Source organism: Anaerolineae bacterium (assembly GCA_013178165.1).
Taxonomy (GTDB): Bacteria; Chloroflexota; Anaerolineae; order Aggregatilineales; family Ch27; genus Ch27.
Map to the genome: position 1 here is coordinate 33,767 of JABLXG010000004.1, position 15,685 is coordinate 49,451.

General features: G+C 64.8%; 11 protein-coding genes and 3 tRNA genes. 6 read left to right on the plus strand and 8 right to left on the minus strand.

The features are described from left to right. Positions 1-157 precede the first annotated feature (157 nt). The 4 genes from HPY64_03230 to HPY64_03245 form a co-directional block, all read right to left on the minus strand. Positions 158-1,954, minus strand: a complete 1,797-nt coding sequence (locus HPY64_03230; protein NPV66142.1) for a hypothetical protein — start codon at positions 1,952-1,954, stop codon at positions 158-160. Next, positions 1,951-5,805, minus strand: a complete 3,855-nt coding sequence (locus HPY64_03235) for a hypothetical protein (GenBank protein ID NPV66143.1) — start codon at positions 5,803-5,805, stop codon at positions 1,951-1,953. Before HPY64_03235 ends, HPY64_03230 begins: the two co-directional genes overlap by 4 nt. 106 nt (positions 5,806-5,911) lie before the next feature. Further along, the gene (locus HPY64_03240) at positions 5,912-6,124 is read right to left on the minus strand and encodes a hypothetical protein (protein NPV66144.1); all 213 of its coding nucleotides are present in this window, start codon (positions 6,122-6,124) and stop codon (positions 5,912-5,914) included. 227 nt (positions 6,125-6,351) lie between these two features. Continuing rightward, positions 6,352-7,272 (minus strand): LysM peptidoglycan-binding domain-containing protein, encoded by a 921-nt coding sequence (locus HPY64_03245; protein NPV66145.1) that lies wholly within the window; start codon positions 7,270-7,272, stop codon positions 6,352-6,354. A gap of 191 nt (positions 7,273-7,463) precedes the next feature. On the opposite strand from HPY64_03245, the gene HPY64_03250 reads away from it, so the two are divergent. Together HPY64_03250 and HPY64_03255 are read left to right on the plus strand one after the other, a co-directional pair. After that, positions 7,464-8,336, plus strand: coding sequence for a metallophosphoesterase (locus HPY64_03250; protein ID NPV66146.1), 873 nt, complete (start codon positions 7,464-7,466; stop codon positions 8,334-8,336). Positions 8,337-8,470: 134 nt separating this feature from the next. Beyond that, positions 8,471-9,574, plus strand: coding sequence for a hypothetical protein (locus HPY64_03255; protein NPV66147.1), 1,104 nt, complete (start codon positions 8,471-8,473; stop codon positions 9,572-9,574). Positions 9,575-9,649: 75 nt separating this feature from the next. Here the strand turns inward: HPY64_03255 and HPY64_03260 are convergent, their stop codons facing one another. Continuing rightward, a complete protein-coding gene (locus HPY64_03260) occupies positions 9,650-9,919 on the minus strand; it encodes a hypothetical protein (GenBank protein NPV66148.1) in 270 nt (89 codons plus the stop codon). A gap of 192 nt (positions 9,920-10,111) precedes the next feature. On the opposite strand from HPY64_03260, the gene HPY64_03265 reads away from it, so the two are divergent. From HPY64_03265 to HPY64_03280, 4 genes are all read left to right on the plus strand, one after another. After that, a tRNA-Pro gene (locus HPY64_03265) sits at positions 10,112-10,186 on the plus strand. Positions 10,187-10,229: 43 nt separating this feature from the next. After that, positions 10,230-10,300, plus strand: a tRNA-Gly gene (locus HPY64_03270). Positions 10,301-10,321: 21 nt separating this feature from the next. Next, positions 10,322-10,394, plus strand: a tRNA-Ile gene (locus HPY64_03275). 141 nt (positions 10,395-10,535) lie between these two features. After that, positions 10,536-10,907 (plus strand): response regulator, encoded by a 372-nt coding sequence (locus HPY64_03280; protein ID NPV66149.1) that lies wholly within the window; start codon positions 10,536-10,538, stop codon positions 10,905-10,907. A gap of 312 nt (positions 10,908-11,219) precedes the next feature. Here HPY64_03280 and HPY64_03285 read toward each other — a convergent pair whose 3' ends face one another. From HPY64_03285 to HPY64_03295, 3 genes are all read right to left on the minus strand, one after another. Further along, the gene (locus HPY64_03285) at positions 11,220-11,708 is read right to left on the minus strand and encodes a hypothetical protein (protein NPV66150.1); all 489 of its coding nucleotides are present in this window, start codon (positions 11,706-11,708) and stop codon (positions 11,220-11,222) included. A 26-nt stretch (positions 11,709-11,734) separates the two neighbouring features. After that, positions 11,735-13,642 (minus strand): peptidoglycan DD-metalloendopeptidase family protein, encoded by a 1,908-nt coding sequence (locus tag HPY64_03290; protein ID NPV66151.1) that lies wholly within the window; start codon positions 13,640-13,642, stop codon positions 11,735-11,737. 101 nt (positions 13,643-13,743) lie between these two features. Then, complete coding sequence (locus HPY64_03295) at positions 13,744-15,597, minus strand: TIGR00341 family protein (protein ID NPV66152.1); 1,854 nt, start codon at positions 15,595-15,597, stop codon at positions 13,744-13,746. Positions 15,598-15,685 lie beyond the last annotated feature (88 nt).

The following is a 15,685-nucleotide window of genomic DNA, read 5'->3' on the forward strand; positions in this document are numbered from 1 at the left end:
TGCTCTGGTAATTGCGGGACGAAAAGATAACGATCAGCGCAGTTCTTTAGCCTTCAGTAAGAAGACTACAATACATTTCAAAAAAAGACAAACTGTGCTGCAGAGCATCAGCAGGGAGCCAACAGGCCCTGTTGTCCGGTCAGGACTGCCCAGCCGCTCACTCTTCCAGCGGCAGGCTCTCCAGGTAGCGGATCAGGCGCTCGATATCGGTCAGGGGCAGCGTTTTGACCAGCGCGTGCGGACCATCATCGACTTTGAATACTTCAAACAGCGTCGGCGCGCGGCCATCGTGATAGTAGGGCGCACTGTCCCACAGCCAGCGCAGGGATGGCGTGTTGACCGGCCCCTGGCCCAGATCGTGCGCCAGCCCGTCCGTGTACAGCGGCGGTGGATGGCATTCGGCGCAGCCCTGGGCCAGCCAGACTTCCTCGCCGGCCAGCACTTCCTGCGGCGGGATGCGCAGGGCGTTGCGCCCCGGCCCGCTGAGGGTGTTCAGGTAAGCCACCAGCGCATCCAGGTCGGGGGAGCGCCCGGCGTTCGGCTCGCCCAGCGGCGGGTGCGGGACGCCGTCGATCAACCCGTCACCATGCTGCACCATCCGGAAGAACAGGTCAAAGTCGGCTAACTCATCGTATTCCCCGCGCCAGCCCCAGGGAGCTGTCTGGGCCACATTATAGAGCGACGGTGTGTTGCGCGGCCCGCCGGGGAAGCCAACCCACACCTGGCTGTCATCCGCGCCGTCAAAGTGGCATGTCGCGCAGCTCAAGCGGCGATCTTCAGAAAGCCGTTCGTCCGCGCTGCTATAGAATAGCTGCGCTCCGATCAGCAGGTCGATGGGCATCTGCAATTGCGTAGCCGGGAGGGTATCTACCCGCTGCAGAAAGGCTGTTTCAATCACCGAGATCGTGCCATCCAGCGCGTTGTAAACGTAAGCCCACCGGCCGTCAGAGGTTGTGACAATCCCGCGCGGATTGTTGCCCACCGGGATGTTGGCCACAGCGAAGCCAGTCGCCAGGTCGATCACGGAGACGTCGTTACTGCCAGCGTTGACCACCCATAGCCGCCGCCGCGCCCGGTCAAAGAGCAGGTCAAATGGCAGGCTGACCGGCCGGTCAGCCACTCCCAGCGCCACACGGTCCTGACGTAACAGGCGCATATCGCTCAATTGAAAGGCATTGACCACCGGGAAGACTGTCGTGTCGAAGGTCAGCACCGGATTGGCAGCGTTGGCCCGCGTCGCTGGCACGTAAGCCCGTCCGTCGAATGGGCTGACCCATACCGTTGGCGATAGCCGGGAATCCGGGGTGCCGCGCACAGTGTCGGCGACCTGGCCGGTGGGACGGTACAGCAGGGAAAGCGCCCCGTCCTTGAAATGGGTCACATACAGGAAGTCGCCCCACAGCGCCAGACCGGCGGGGGAATCGGGCACGGGCAGTGTGCGCAACACCCGCCGCGAGGCAACATCGATTTCGGCCACGGCGTCATCGCCCTGCAGGGTCACGTACAGTGTTGCCCCGTCGGTCACCACACCCCACGGCCACAATCCCACCCGGATAGTGTCGGTCAGGGTGAAGGTGTTCAGATCAATCAGGCTGACCGTGCCTGCTGTGCGGGAGGTAACCGCCATCCAGGTCTGATCCGGCGAGACGGCCAACCCGCGCGGGTCGCCGCCGATCGGGATTTCCACCCGGATTTCCTTGCGAGCCAGGTCGACAACCGACACTGTGCCGCTGAAGGCGTTGGCTGTCACCGCGTAGCGCTGGTTGCCGACCAGGGCGATCACCGTGTTGCGGAAGACGCGCGTCGCGTTGGGGTCAGGCAGCGCGTAAAGCGGGCGGGGCGTCGGCGTGAAGCTGGCCTGCGCCTGCGCCGGGACGCCCGGCAGCAGCGCCAGCATGATCAGCAGGAGGCCGCCCGCCAGCAACGCGGGCACCAACCATGGTTTCCCAGTCATGGGGTCGACTCCTCAGGGGCCGGCCAGCCAGCATACAGGGTCAACAGGCGGTCGCCAAACAGCGCCAGTGTGCGCCCGGCCAGCACCTCCTGGCCTGCGGCATCCGTGCCGATTAGCCCCAGGGTGATCCGCACCACGTCCGCTGAATACGGGTTGAGAGTCCCCTGGAAGGTTGTATCCAGGCTGGGGAAGCGCTGGTTGAGCCGCCGCGGATCGTAATTGTAGGCGAAGATGCCACCGTAGGCAGGCTGGATGCCGCTATCCAGGATCATGCCGTTCATGACCACAGTGTAAACCAGCCGGACATTCTGCCAGCCGCTGGGGACGGCCAGAGTCAGGTTGAAGGGCAGGGCAACCGGCATTATGATATCCGCCCCGCGCGGGTTGGTCAGCTCCACAGTCGGGGCCTCTTCCGGCAGCACATAGATAAAGACCTCGCCCTCCCCGGCACCGGGCACACCGCCGGCTGGATACGGCGGATAGACCTGCCCGGCAGAGGTGACCCCGCTATAGCTGACGCGCACCCGTAACCGCCAGAGGCCCGGCTCGGTCAGGGGCAGGTTCTGCGACGGATCGTAATAGTAGCCTACCGCGTTGGCCTGCCCGCCGATATGCAGGATGCGCCCGGAAGGCATGGTCACCTGCGCTGTGACCGTCGCCGGTAGCGTCGGTGCTACCTGTCCGGCCAGCGCCAGCGTCTCGCCAACGGTGAAGACCTGCCCCGGCTGGAAGCCGGTCAGGACGAAAAACATCTCCACCGGACGGCCGTCAATGGTCAGCAGCGGGCCGCCGCTCGGCCCCCCGGCTTCCCCGAAGAACGGCGGGAACACCCGCCCGCCGACCGGATCATTGGCCTGGATAGTCATGGCCAGCGCCCCATAGAGCGCCGTTTCGTGCAGGTTAAGATCGTCGTTGTGCACGACCAGTCCGCCGAAGAGGAAAGTATAGTCGCCCGGCAGGTCGCCATTGACGCCCACCCCGCGCTGATAGTTATACGGGTCGTCTGGGTTCCAGCCATAGCGGGCCAGCGCCGGCCCTTCGCCCCCCAGGATCATGCTGCGGGCGGTCACGCCGGGCCGGACGGCGCTCAGGTAGGCGTAGGCCCGGTTCCCGCTGAAAGTCTGCAGGGGTAGTTCGTCTTCATTGGCCAGAACGTCAAGGCTGTTGCCGTCGCTGTCCGTCCAGTTCGCCAGCCGCGCCCGCAGCCAATCCGCATAAGTGCCATCGGGATCAGTCAGGCGCAGCCCGGCTTGTAGTCGGCCCTGCCCATCTGGCACCCACAGGACATCGCCGCTATGGTAGGGCCAGCGCATCCGCGCCGCCGGGTTGAGCAGGAAGACCTCCGGCGCCCGGTTTTCCACCATGTACCAGGCCAGCCGATCTTCCGCCGGTTGCCCGGCCAGCCAGCGCCCACCGCGCGCTACCAGCCGTCCCTCCGGCGAGGCGATCACGCCCGCCCCGCGCACTGTCCCCATCCACAGGCGTCCCAGCGTGTCGGTATAGCGGGCTGTGATGTCGACCATGTACTCGCCCGGCGTGTCCATTACCCAGGCCACGGCGTCCGGCGTAGGGAAAAAGTGGCCATGCCGGTTGGCCGTCCCGGTAACTTCGTGCGTTTGTGGCGGGCGGCCATCCAGAGGGTAGACCGTCAGGCGTAGGCTGACCTCCGCCGGGAAGGCGGGGACAACCGTCAGCGCCGGGTTGAACACGTCGCCGACCTCAAACGGCGTCCCCGGCAGGACGCCGGGCAGCATTTGCAGCGGCTCGGCAGCCCAGACCTCATACGTCCCGCCGCCGCTGTACGTATGCCCCCAGATGTCGCGCACCATGCCGGTCAGGGTGATCCGGTACAGGCCATCCTGGGGGAAGGTGTAGGCGGTCAGGCGCGGGTTAAGCGTGGTCAGGCGGTAAATATCCAGCGGGGAATCCGCGCCAAAGGCTGTTGATTCGATCCGTTCGGCGGTGCCCAGCCGGTTCTGCACGATCGGGAGGCTGCCCAGATCATCCTGTGTGCCATCGGGCCGGGTGACGCTCACCGTCAGTTCGCCTGAATCGAAAGCGAACGGGATCAGCGGCGGTACGGCCTGGTAGAAGCTGTTGCCCAGCAGGGCCGGCAGGTACGGTTCCAGCGGATAGGCGATCGGCTCGCCGGCGGTGTTCACGCGGGGCAGGATGTATACCTCGCCGCCATAGGCAACCCGGCCAGTTACGGCGATGCGCCCGGCGTTTTCTTGCGGCAGGACGCCCCGCGCCCCGTTACTAGAGGGCTGATCCTGGAACAACGACCAGATCAGATGTTGCTCTGCCCCGGCATCCCCAACCTGCACGATCAGCGGCAACCGCGCCTGCGGCACGTCGGCGCCCGATCCACTTCCCAGCAGCCCGGAAGCGCCCCAGGGCTGATGCAATCCCGGCACAGCGGCGTAGCCGGTCAAGGAGAACGCGTACAGGCCGGGGGGGATATCCGCCGCCAGTGGCAGCGCCCAGCGCAGGGCAAACGTCAGCGTGCCGTCTGCGATGGTTAGTTTCTGTGCTGTGGCATCCCCCAGCCAGATCGCGCCATCGACATTCTCGATCGGCAGGCCTGATGGCGTGAGCGTCCCGCTCCAGCCGTTGCCGGTAGCGGGCGCGGCTACCGTCTGCGCCCCGTTGACAGTTACCGGCTCCAGCCACAGGTCCGCGCCCAGCCGCAGGCCGGTGCCGTCACCGGGCATGGCCGGGGCCTGCAGGGCCACCTGCAGTTCCAGGAAGAGCATCTCGCCGGAGGAGTAAGCCAGCCGGTCAAGGCGTCCCCAGGCTTGCCAGATGCCGCTGCCGCCGCCCACCGGCCCGGAGAGCGTGAACGGTGTCGCCGTGTCCCAGGTGGCGGCGTAAGGCAGAAATTCAGGCAGGTCGGCCTCCTCGCGTTCGACCACAGGCAGGTAGAGATTGCCTGCCCAGGTGTCGCCCGTCAGGATCAGCTCGTCAGTCCGAAAGCGAACAGCACTCACTATGATCGGGGCTGGGCCGCCGGTGAACATCGTACGGGGCAGGCGCAGTTCTACCGCACTTTCGGGAGCGCTCCCCTGGACGCTGAAGCCGCCCAGCGGCCCCAGGTCGGCCAGCCCGTCGCTGCTGGTACGCCCGTACAACCGCCCGCCGCTGCCCCGGCGCGGGTCTACCCGGATGAGGAAGCGCTGCCCTTCGACCTCCAGCATGATCTCAACCGTGGTATAGGTCGCCGGCAGGAGCCGGATCGGGTCAGCGGGTGTGACCGCCAGGTACAGGCTGTCCACGTTGGCCAGGGCATAGACCAGAGCATCCGTACCCTCTGCCACGCTGACCGCTACCGGCTCGGCCAGGGCAGACCATTCATCGGCCAGCCCATCGAGGACGATCGGTGTGACTGGCAGGGCTGGCTCAGGCGGCTCCGGTAGCGGTGGTGGGGTATAGCGCTCCGGCAGCGGGCCATAGAGGATGATCCCCGGTCCGCCAGGTAGCGCGCCCGGCACGTTGCGTTCGAACGACTCAATGCGGCTGGCCGGGCTGATCCAGAAGGGCGTGTTGCCCGGCCCATAGATTTCTCCCAGGAACGCGCCGGTCAGTTCCGCACGCGGGTAAACCGTCTGGCCGGTGTACAGGTTGCGGATGGCTACCACGGCACCGGGGAAGACCGCTCCCGGCTCGCCCCGGATCACCACCCGGCCGTTTTCATCCGGTTCGGAGATGGTGATCAGGTTGGCCAGCGGCGGGTCGCCAAAGGCCGCAGCCTGGATGCGTCCCTCCTGCGCGGCCGCCGGTGCGATCGGGCTGGCCAGCAATGCCAGGAGCAGCAGCCAGAAGGCGGAATGACGGACTCGGCAGGTGATCATGGCAACTCCGCTGGGGAAGGCAGAGCACGGGCATCAGCAGGGCAGTATAGAGCGGGGCAGGGCGGCTGTCAAAAGCGACCCTGCTCTGTGTGTCAGGCTGCGTGTCTCAGGCAACAGCGTGCAGCCCACGCATGGCGCGCAGTGTCACCCACTTGTTGGGCTGCTTCTTCCGCCCGACGTCGATCCATATCTTGCCCGCATAATCGTATTCCAGCGGCCAGCGTCCGTTCGCGTCCGCTTTGCCCCGGATGACCGCCAGCGCCCGCGCCAGGCGCGGATCATGCCCATAGCCCAACCCGGCCAGCGCCTTTTCGTCCATGTTTCCCGCTCCTTAGGCAGGCTCAAACGTCTGGGTTGGAATTGCGGCGTAGCTCTGGCCGCCGTGCGGCTATGCTGCCTCCGGTGTCCTGAGCCGTTCAGATGAGAGGGGATATTCCCGTGAGGGGTCACATCCACACGCTGCATTTTTTCAGGCGACCTGAAAGCCTGCCTGCGGATAACTGTGCAGGATGCTCAGTCTGGCTCTCTGCACCCATCAGATCAGTGCTAGGGCACGCGCAGGGTGGACTGCACCACGCCACTGGCATTGGCCAGGCTGATCACGTCTCCGGGCTGCCAGATCGCCCGCGTTTCTCCCCAGAACAGGGCTGCCGGGGTGTTCTCGCCGATGCGGGTGAAGACGCGTACGCCCGCGCCGGGGAACAGCCGGTATTCCGGAAAGGTGTAGATGTTACCCTCAGTGTCGTAGAGTGTCCAGCCGCGCAGATCAACCAGACCGCCCAGGTTGTTGATGAACACTTCCTCACGGGTTACGTCGTTGGCGCCCACGACCTGAGCGATCACCACCTGGGCATCTTCCGCGGTAGGTGCCAGGGTTACCGTGGGAACCGGGGTAGCCAGCGCCGCCACCCCCACCGGTGTGGCGATCTGGGCCGTCGGGACCTCAGTCGGCGGGACCAGCGCCAGACCGCAGACGAAATCCGCGCCGGGGATGATCAGCACCTGGCCGGGATAGATGTACTCAGGGTCGTCGACCGTCCCCAGATCGTTGGCGCACAGCAGATCGTCCAGATCGACCTCAAAGCGCTGGGCGATCGTGGACGGGCTGTCGCCGCTGACCACCGTGTAGGTGCGCTCCTCAGCGCCGCTGCTGCTGACGGCGGCCTGGGTCAGCGCCGCGCTGGTGGCGATCGCGGGCAGGATTTCCGGGTTGAGCGTAGGGGCAATCGTCGGCTCGCCCGACTGGATTGCGCTGAAATCCGGCGTTTCATTGCCCACGACCGTGACGATCCAGGGCGTCTGGGTTGGCCCAGGCGTGGCCGTGATGATCACCTCAAAGACCTGCACCATTGGCTCACCCGGCGCCACAGCCTGGTTAGACTGCCACCAGGTGATGACCAGCAGGGCCACCCCAACAGAAATGGCGATGTTCAGGATCACAAATACAATCAAAGCGCGTCTGTTCATCGGCCTGGTACCTTTGCGGATCGACTCGTCGTCCCATTGCTGTCATTATAGACCAGCGATCCCGGCGGGGCAATTCGGCCCGCGATAGCCCACCTGGCCTATGGCTGGCGCGCATGGCTACGGGTATGATCCGGATAGTGATCGCGTTTTAGTGTTAGCGGCAGCAACCGCCGCCCGGATTGAGTCGTACGATGAGCACTGTACTTTCCCGCCGCAGGTTCCTGAAGATGCTGGCCGGTGGGGTTGCCGGTCTGGGTGTCACCGGGATCGGCGCATCGGCTTACATCACCTGCATCGAGCCTTACTGGCTGAGCCATAGCGCGGTAACCACCCCCCTGCGGCACCTGCCGCCCGCGTTCGAAGGTTTCACCATTGCGCACATCAGTGATCTACACATGGGCGACTGGATCACGGCGGCGCAGCTGGAGGAAGTCGCGGCGCAGGTGAACGCGCTGGCCCCTGACCTGATCGCCGTCACCGGGGATATCGCCAGCCGTGCTTACCGCGGTCTGCAGGCCGATATCACCCGCTTCCTGCGTTCTCTGCGTGCCCGCGAGGGGGTGGCGGCCACGCTGGGCAACCATGACCACTGGCTGGACGCCCGCACTGTGCGGCGGGCCATCCTGGATGCCGACACCTGGCTGTTGTGGAACACCCATGCCGAGGTTCGGCGCGGCGGGGATACGCTGTACATCGTCGGCGTAGACGATGTCTGGGAGCATGAGGACGATCTGGACGAGGCGCTGGCGGAAGTCCCGCCTGAGGCAGTCGCCACCGTCCTGCTGGCCCACGAGCCAGACTTCGCCGATGAAGCGGCGGCAACCGGACGGATCGGGCTGCAGCTTTCCGGCCACAGTCATGGCGGGCAGGTGCGCCTGCCGGGGATTGGCGCGCCGGTGCTGCCCCGGCTGGGTCGCCGCTACGACATGGGCCTCTACACTCTGGCGGGCATGCGCCTCTACGTGAACCGAGGCATCGGCATGACCGCGCCTTACGTGCGCTTCAATTGCCCACCGGAGATCACGCTGATCACCCTGACCGCCACCACCAACCTTCAGAGCTAGCTATACGCTGTTGCCTTTGCCGTGCAGTCAGTCTGGTCAGCCCAGCGCCGGAACGGTATAATGCCCCCGCTGGACACCCAATCTGAATTATTCCCCGGCGGCGCACCGGCAGCCGGGAGGCCGCAAAGGCAATCATGAGCGATCAACCATCTCCAACGCAGCGCTTGCAGGGCGGCCCGGCTACCCGGCCAGGGCAGCCGCCGCTGCACCCTGAACCGGAGCCAGCCACGCCGGAAGGACGCGGCGGCAGCGCGCTCCTGCTGGCGGTTGTTGCTGTTATCGGGGTATGCCTGTCGTGCAGCATCATCGGGCTGGCCGGGTTGGCCGGCTACAACGATGGCGTGCAGGCTCTGGAACGTTACGCCCGTTCCACCCGGCAGGCTGACATCGCCACCCAGTACAGCCTGGCCCTCACTGATGTTGCCGCTGGCAACAACGAACTGGCCGCCATGCGTCTGCAGCACGTGGTGCTTACCCTGGGCGCTCCGGGGGGCAGTCCTGCTGCCCTGCTGACCGAGGTGCTGGCGGTCACTTCCACACCCACCGCCTCGCCAACGCTGACGCCTTCGCCCACCCTGGAAAGCACGCCGACGCCCTCGCCATCGCCGACGGGTGGCGTCCAGCTCTCTGCTGATGCCCTGTTTGCAGAAGCGCAAGCGGCGCTGACCGTACGTGACTACCCGACGGTCATCAACCGGCTGGACATCCTGCGCGGGCTGGATCCGCAATACCGGCAGGCGGAAGTCAACACCATGCTTCATCAGGCGTTGACCTCCCTCAGCCGCCAGTACCTGACCGGCCCGGACACTAACCGGCTGGCGGAAGGCATCCTGCTGGCGGAGCAGGCGCGGGCCATCGCCCCGATCGGCGATCTGGGCTATGAAGCCTATGTCGCCGGGCGCTATCTGGACGGTCTCAATGCCGAGGGCATGGAATGCCTGCTGGCTGTGCGCGAGTGGGAAAGTGTGTACGCGGAAGCGCCGCAGTACCGCGATGTGCTCCAGCGGCTGGCCAACAGCTACGCTGCCTGCGGCGACGCCTACACCTACCAGACCGAATTCTGCCCGGCGGAACAGTATTACCGGCGGTCGCTCAGTCTGGTCAACAATAGCAGCGTGGCGGCTCGCCTGGCTGACGCCCGCGAGAAGTGCGCTAACGCCACGCCTACCCCCACTCCTACCATCGAGGGGGTGCCGCCGGAAGGTGTGCCAACCGAGGGCGTGCCGCCCTCCGGCTGAGTTCCGTGCAATAAAAGGCCCCGGCGACGAAGCGCGTCGGGGTCTTTTCTGGCGGGATTATGCAGCGGGTTCGGCTCAGTGAGCCTCATCATGCCCGTGATGCCCGGAATCACGGGGCACGTTGATGTCGTCAAACTGTGTCCAGGGCCGGATGAACGCCAGCCAGAACACCATGCCCATCACGAACGCCGCCGCCCCCAGCCCGAACAACGTGCCAAAAACGACGGGGTTGGCATCCTTCAGGGAAACCCCTACTGCGCCAGCCAGCATCATCAGCAGCATGCCAAAACCGATCAGAAAAGCCAGCGCTATCTCTTCTGACGTCAACTTGCCGCGTGCCGCCACGGTCAACTCCTCTCGCCAGGTCGTGATGAACTGACCTATAGCTTACCGCCAAAACGCCGGACGCAAAAGGGCACCGCGCGGCCCGCGGCTATTCCACCTTGCTTGAACTGACGCCTGTCTGTATACTGATCGGCAAGCACCGCCCTGCGGATAGACGAGAGCGCCCGCGGGTGGTACAATAGGCGCACATCGCGGGGCGTAGCGCAGTTTGGTTAGCGCGCACGGTTTGGGACCGTGAGGTCCCCGGTTCAAATCCGGGCGCCCCGACTCCAGATGACCTTAACATTCTGGAAAAGGTATCTTCTAACCGGCGGGCATGGTGTAAGGGTAACACAACAGCCTTCCAAGCTGTTTTTACGGGTTCGAATCCCGTTGCCCGCTCTTTGTTTTAGCTCTCCAGACGGGCCTGTAGCTCAGCGGTTAGAGCAGCCGGCTCATAACCGGTCGGTCGTAGGTTCGAATCCTACCAGGCCCATCCTTTCACGCCTGCAAGCATAGGGGGAGCGGGTGTGGTGGGAAGTAAACACTGTGCCGCCAGGACATGCCCGGTCTTTTTGCTCCAGTTCCCCCACCGGGCAGCGTACCCACCCATCAAGCGACATGAGACTTGCCAGCGATGAGTCCTGCCGTCTTGATCATCGAAGATGAACCGGAAGTGCTGACGCTGCTCACGCGGATGCTTCAGCGTGAGGATTGCCAGATCATCCCCGCTTTGGGCGGAGAAAACGCCCTGCAGGCCCTTCAGCAATACACCCCGGATATCATCCTTCTCGATCTGGCCATGCCGGGAATCAACGGCCTTGACCTGCTGGAAGCTATCCAGGGGATGCCCCACCTGAGCAACACCAAAGTCATCGTTATCACTGCCCGCCCGATGATGGTGGAGGAAGCCCGGCAGTACAATGTCGTCGCCCGCATCTTCCTCAAGCCCGTGCGGGCTATCCAGCTTCTGCACACCGTCCACGAACTACTGGATACCACAGCCTGAACTTGGCAGCACGCGCCACTAGCGCCAGCGTTACCAGGGAAGTTGCACCCACCGGCGGCGGTTGACGGGCTTTGTTCCGGCTCGCCACAAACGCCACAAAAAAAGAGGACGGCCGCTTGCTGTGAGGGGGGGCACAGCAAACGGCCGTAGGCTTGAGGCATCCTTATCGGATTGGCCAGTGAAATCGACTTGCTGCGTTTGGCGCAGCCTGGGGGGTCATTTCACTGTCCAAAGATTACTTCCCTTGCCTGAGTCAGTCCTTAATTGTGCATTAAAGCCTTATGAGAAATCCGGCACAATCGATGCAGCGGCTTATTCCGCATCCGGTGGGGTGAAGAGCCGCAGCCAGTCCTCAAGCTCATCCGGGTCGTCTACATAGATATCCCTGGTGTCTTCATCGATTGGGGCGGCGGCGGGAGGGTGCAGAGTAATCTGGAGTTTCTCGGCAAACTCCTGGCTTGTCATCGTCTGCAAACCGCGGGCCATGGCTGCCATACGAATGGTGCGGTCGGAGGAAACGACCAAATACTGGCCGCGGTTGCTGACCTGTTCGATCCGGCTGATGATCAGGCGATCGGCGGTGGTGTGTAACGGCGCAAAGATCACCTTGACCTGCCCGGATGACAGTTCACGCGAAGGGCCGCCCGGCAAACCGCGATCGAAAATCACGGTTGCATGGCGCCGCGTACGCCCGCAATAGGCCCTCAGCCTTTCGACTAACCGCGCCTCATCATCAGGATCGGCCAGGTCGATGCCGGGCAGGGCATGGATCAGATTGTGGCCATCGATCAGGAGTTCCATCCTCGCCTTCCTCATGCAGCCGCCGGTCAGCGAGGCCGGTTGCGGCGGATGAATGCCCGCGGGTCGACGTAATCGCGCAGCAGCCGCGCCCGATCCAGGCCGGGCCAGTCGTTAGGCCTGATAGCCAGCGCCTCGGTGGGGCTGATGTCAAAGTGCAGGTGTTCGGTTCCCCCGCGGGGTCGGCCAATTGTCCCCAGCGGCTCGCCCCGTCTGACCCGCTGCCCGATGCGGACGTTCACCGCTGCCAGGTGCGCTGAGCGCGAATACACCACCGGCCCACCGGGAGCCAGGGGATCGTGGCGGATGATCACGATGTTGCCCCACAGGCCGGGGCTGCCCACATATACCACCACGCCACTGGCGACAGCGTAGACCGGCATCCCGGCATCGCGGTTCCACGAAGGCCGGTTGAGGTTCAGGTCAGCGCCGGTGTGATAGGCGGCGTTGCCACCGCTGTCGGTATAACGGGTGCCGAAACCGGTCGAATCCACCCACTCGCCAGGCCAGACGGCGTCGCCCCGGCGTTCCGCCAGCGTGCCTATCGGCGGGTCAAAGCCATCGGCCAGGCCAGCGGGCGTATCGGCTGGCTCCCCGCTTTCCTCGCCGGAAGCCGGGTCAACCAGCCGCCAGCGCAGCGCGCCAAAAGCGATCCGGCGGCCTTCTTCCCCAGTCAGGTTAGTCAGGTTAACCATGCCACGCCGGGACTGCGCCCCATCCAGCGCAAAGACCCCCAGCGAAGCCCAGGTGTCGTAGAATTGCCCCTGATTGATCTCCACCCGCAGCGGCGTGACGCAACCGGCCACGCCGTGGATCGCATAGCGCGCCCGGCGGGTATCGGCGTTGACGCCCGGCACCCAGGCGGCAATCTCATAGACGCCGGGGGCCAGCGACTCCGGCACCCAGGCTGCCCACACACTGCTACGGGCGCGGCTGGTCGGCGCGCTTTTCAGGCGTTCTCCTCCACGGGTAAACTCGCGAAAGCCACCAGAAGCCCGGTCATAGACGCCATCATGGTAGCCTGCACTACCCACCGTGATGATCACGCTCTCCGGGCCAGCCTGAGGCCTGGGGATCGGGTCAACCGGTGTCGCTGTGTAATCGTAGGCTGCTGCTGCATCCCAGAGTTGTGTGCCAGGATAGTCGCGGTTGGCGCTGTCATTACGGGCGTGCTGCCAGCTCCACAGGTTAGCCGCCGGACAGCCCAGCGTTCTGGCCCGGTGCAGGAATAACGCGATCTGATCAGGCCGGGCTGACCAGAAAAAACGCCCGGCGCCGGAACCGTAGTATTCGCCGTAGGCTGAGCCGGTGGGGATGAAAGGTTTATCTGGAAAAGCGGCGCGGTATTCCTGATAGCTATCCTCCAGGGTACGGACCGGATCGCCGCCGTCCTGTGACGGCCAGTAGACCTGTGGCATGGCGATGTCACAGGCAGCCATGAACGCCGCAAACGGGAAATCTGGGTGCCAGCTGGGGTAGCGGTAGGAACTGAGCGCGGTCAACACGCCGCCGGCAACCCCCGCCAGATCATTCCTGAGTGTTTCTATAAAGCGCCGGGCGCGGTCCACGCCGCCGGGCGCCGACCAGCGATAGCGGCCATAGTCCTCGGCGTTGATCGCCGCGCCGGGCAATTCGTACTGGCGTACTCGCGCCGCCAGGCGGTGGGCCTGCGCTTCCTGATCAACTTCGCTGCCATAGACGAAACCCCAGCCCCACACGGTGATCCCGGCCTTGCGAAAAGCCACGATCACATCGTGCGTCAGGCGCTCCTTGCGGCCGTCCGGATCAGTGGCCGGGATCGGGTAACTGTACTCGCCGTCGCTCAGTTTGACCAGGATGTGCTCAATATCTGCTGCACGGGCCAGTTCTACCATCCGCGCCGGATGGGCCTCCGTGTGGTCGATCTCCCACAGCCACATCCCTTTGCCGCTGAGCATGTCACCCCCTGTCTTGCTGCGCGCTGCACCCCGCCCACAGGAGCGCCCCGGTCTTATCATAGCCGATTCCGCCCGCAACAGGCGATCCGCAGCGCCCTTCCTCAAGGCCCGGCAGGCCGCACCTGCTGCCAGGCGATCACCTCCAGGGCTACCTCCCGCCCGATCTGCTCGGCCAGCAACGCCTGCAGTTTGGCCACCTGATCCGGCGTCGGCGGTTCCGGGCCTTGCACCGTAGCAACAATGGCCGTATGCGAGCCATCGACCCATTGCACATCCATGACTCTGGCCCCGCTTAGCTGGTCGCGCAACACTGTCCAGGCGGATTCCAGATGGCTGGCTGCCAGCGCCGATTGCCGCAGTGAATCCCCCAGTGGCACGGCCAGCAGCAGGAGCACGATTGCCGCTGCCACGAACCGCCGCCGATAGCTGGCTGCATCGTCGGCGCTACGCCGCAGGCGTAGCCCCAGCCACAGGAAGACCGCCGCACCACCCAGACTGATCGCCGCAATATTGGTGATAAACAGGAAGAAAGCTCCAGAAGCCAGCGCCGGGCGGGCAAACGCCAGGGCAATACCGACGGTACACAATGGCGGCATCAACGCCGCTGCGATCGCCACGCCAGCCAGCGCGGAGGGGATGTCCTTGCGGGCCATAGCGTACGCCCCGGCCATCCCGGCGAAGAGCGCCACCCCCAGATCGGGCAGCGATGGTTCCCCGCGAGCCAGCATCTCGGCGGTCGGCTTCTTGAGCGGGGTCAACAGGCCCACGACTATCGCCAGCAACAGCGCCAGCAATACGCCACGCAACATTGTTAGCGCCGCCCGGCGCATCAGCTGGGTATCTCCCTCTACCATGCCCACCGCGAAGCCCATCAGCGGTGACATCAGCGGGGCAACCAGCATGGCCCCGATGATCACCGCCGGGCTGTTCTGTACCAGCCCCAAGCTGGCGATCAGGCAGGAAAGCACCACCAGCACTACGAAGTCAACTGTAGGCCGGGCCATATCCAGCGCTGCCTGCCGCACCTCTAATTCTTCGGCGGGTGTCAGGGTGGGCATCAGGTTGGCCAGGCGGTGGCCGACCTTCTGCGTTACCCGTTCACCGACGATCTGCTTGACCAGGATCAGCGGCCCCGGAGCACGGGCCAGCATCCGCTGCGGGATGTCGCCAAACAGCCAGTTATCCAGGGAGCTTTGTTCCGAAAAACCCAGCAGGACCAGCGTGTCCGGTGAGGAGCGCTCGACAATGCCGCTGACGACATCTGCAGCACGAATAACCTGCCGGCGGATTTCCACACCGTGCTCCAATTCCGGCAGGTCTTCCAGGCTGGCTTCGATCAGGCCCAGGGCCTGCCAGCGACGCATCCGCGCCTCGGTTTGCACGTACACCATTGTCAGGGGAACGCCGATCCGGCGGGCAAAGCGCAGGCCGATACGCGCCGCCAGCCGTGAGTGGCGGCTGCCATCCGCGGGCACCACCACCTGGCGGTACCCTTTGCCCTGATGCAGTGGCCGGGTGCCGCGATAGATCAGGACATTGCAGGGAGCCGTGCGGGCCACCGCTTCCGCCACGGGGCCAAGCACCACCTGCCCGTGCTGCTGACCACGCACGCCAACGAGGATCAGGTCGGCATTCTGTTCCTGGGCCATATCCAGAATGCCGCGGGGGATGCTGGTGGCGGCGTCTGTCACCAGAGTCACCGGCGCGCCCTCTGCCTGCAGGGTTTCAACGATGGCCTGTAGCTCCTGCAGCGGCTGGGGATGCGGCTCGACGCTGTGTGGCATCACAAAAGCGGCGATCACCCGGCCATCCGTTTCTAGCAGCGAGAGTGCCAGCCGCAACAGGTTCTCCGCGGTGGCCGGGTTGGCCACCGGTACCAGGATACGCTCAGCGATGGCAGGCAATTCCGGCGGAGTCGCGTCCTCCCCAGGTTTCACGCGCTGTGTTTCCGACATACCCACCCTCTCCAGACAGGCGTGGCGTATGCCCTCCGGTATACCATGAGCGCCCTGATCTGCAAATACCGGAAGCGGTGGCCTGCAC

Bases quoted from the DNA above. Each gene is read 5' to 3' on its own strand.
- HPY64_03230 (NPV66142.1), bottom strand. From the start codon at position 1,954: ATGACTGGGAAACCATGGTTGGTGCCCGCGTTGCTGGCGGGCGGCCTC.
- HPY64_03235 (NPV66143.1), bottom strand. From the start codon at position 5,805: ATGATCACCTGCCGAGTCCGTCATTCCGCCTTCTGGCTGCTGCTCCTG.
- HPY64_03240 (NPV66144.1), bottom strand. From the start codon at position 6,124: ATGGACGAAAAGGCGCTGGCCGGGTTGGGCTATGGGCATGATCCGCGC.
- HPY64_03245 (NPV66145.1), bottom strand. From the start codon at position 7,272: ATGAACAGACGCGCTTTGATTGTATTTGTGATCCTGAACATCGCCATT.
- HPY64_03250 (NPV66146.1), top strand. From the start codon at position 7,464: ATGAGCACTGTACTTTCCCGCCGCAGGTTCCTGAAGATGCTGGCCGGT.
- HPY64_03255 (NPV66147.1), top strand. From the start codon at position 8,471: ATGAGCGATCAACCATCTCCAACGCAGCGCTTGCAGGGCGGCCCGGCT.
- HPY64_03280 (NPV66149.1), top strand. From the start codon at position 10,536: ATGAGTCCTGCCGTCTTGATCATCGAAGATGAACCGGAAGTGCTGACG.
- HPY64_03285 (NPV66150.1), bottom strand. From the start codon at position 11,708: ATGGAACTCCTGATCGATGGCCACAATCTGATCCATGCCCTGCCCGGC.
- HPY64_03290 (NPV66151.1), bottom strand. From the start codon at position 13,642: ATGCTCAGCGGCAAAGGGATGTGGCTGTGGGAGATCGACCACACGGAG.
- HPY64_03295 (NPV66152.1), bottom strand. From the start codon at position 15,597: ATGTCGGAAACACAGCGCGTGAAACCTGGGGAGGACGCGACTCCGCCG.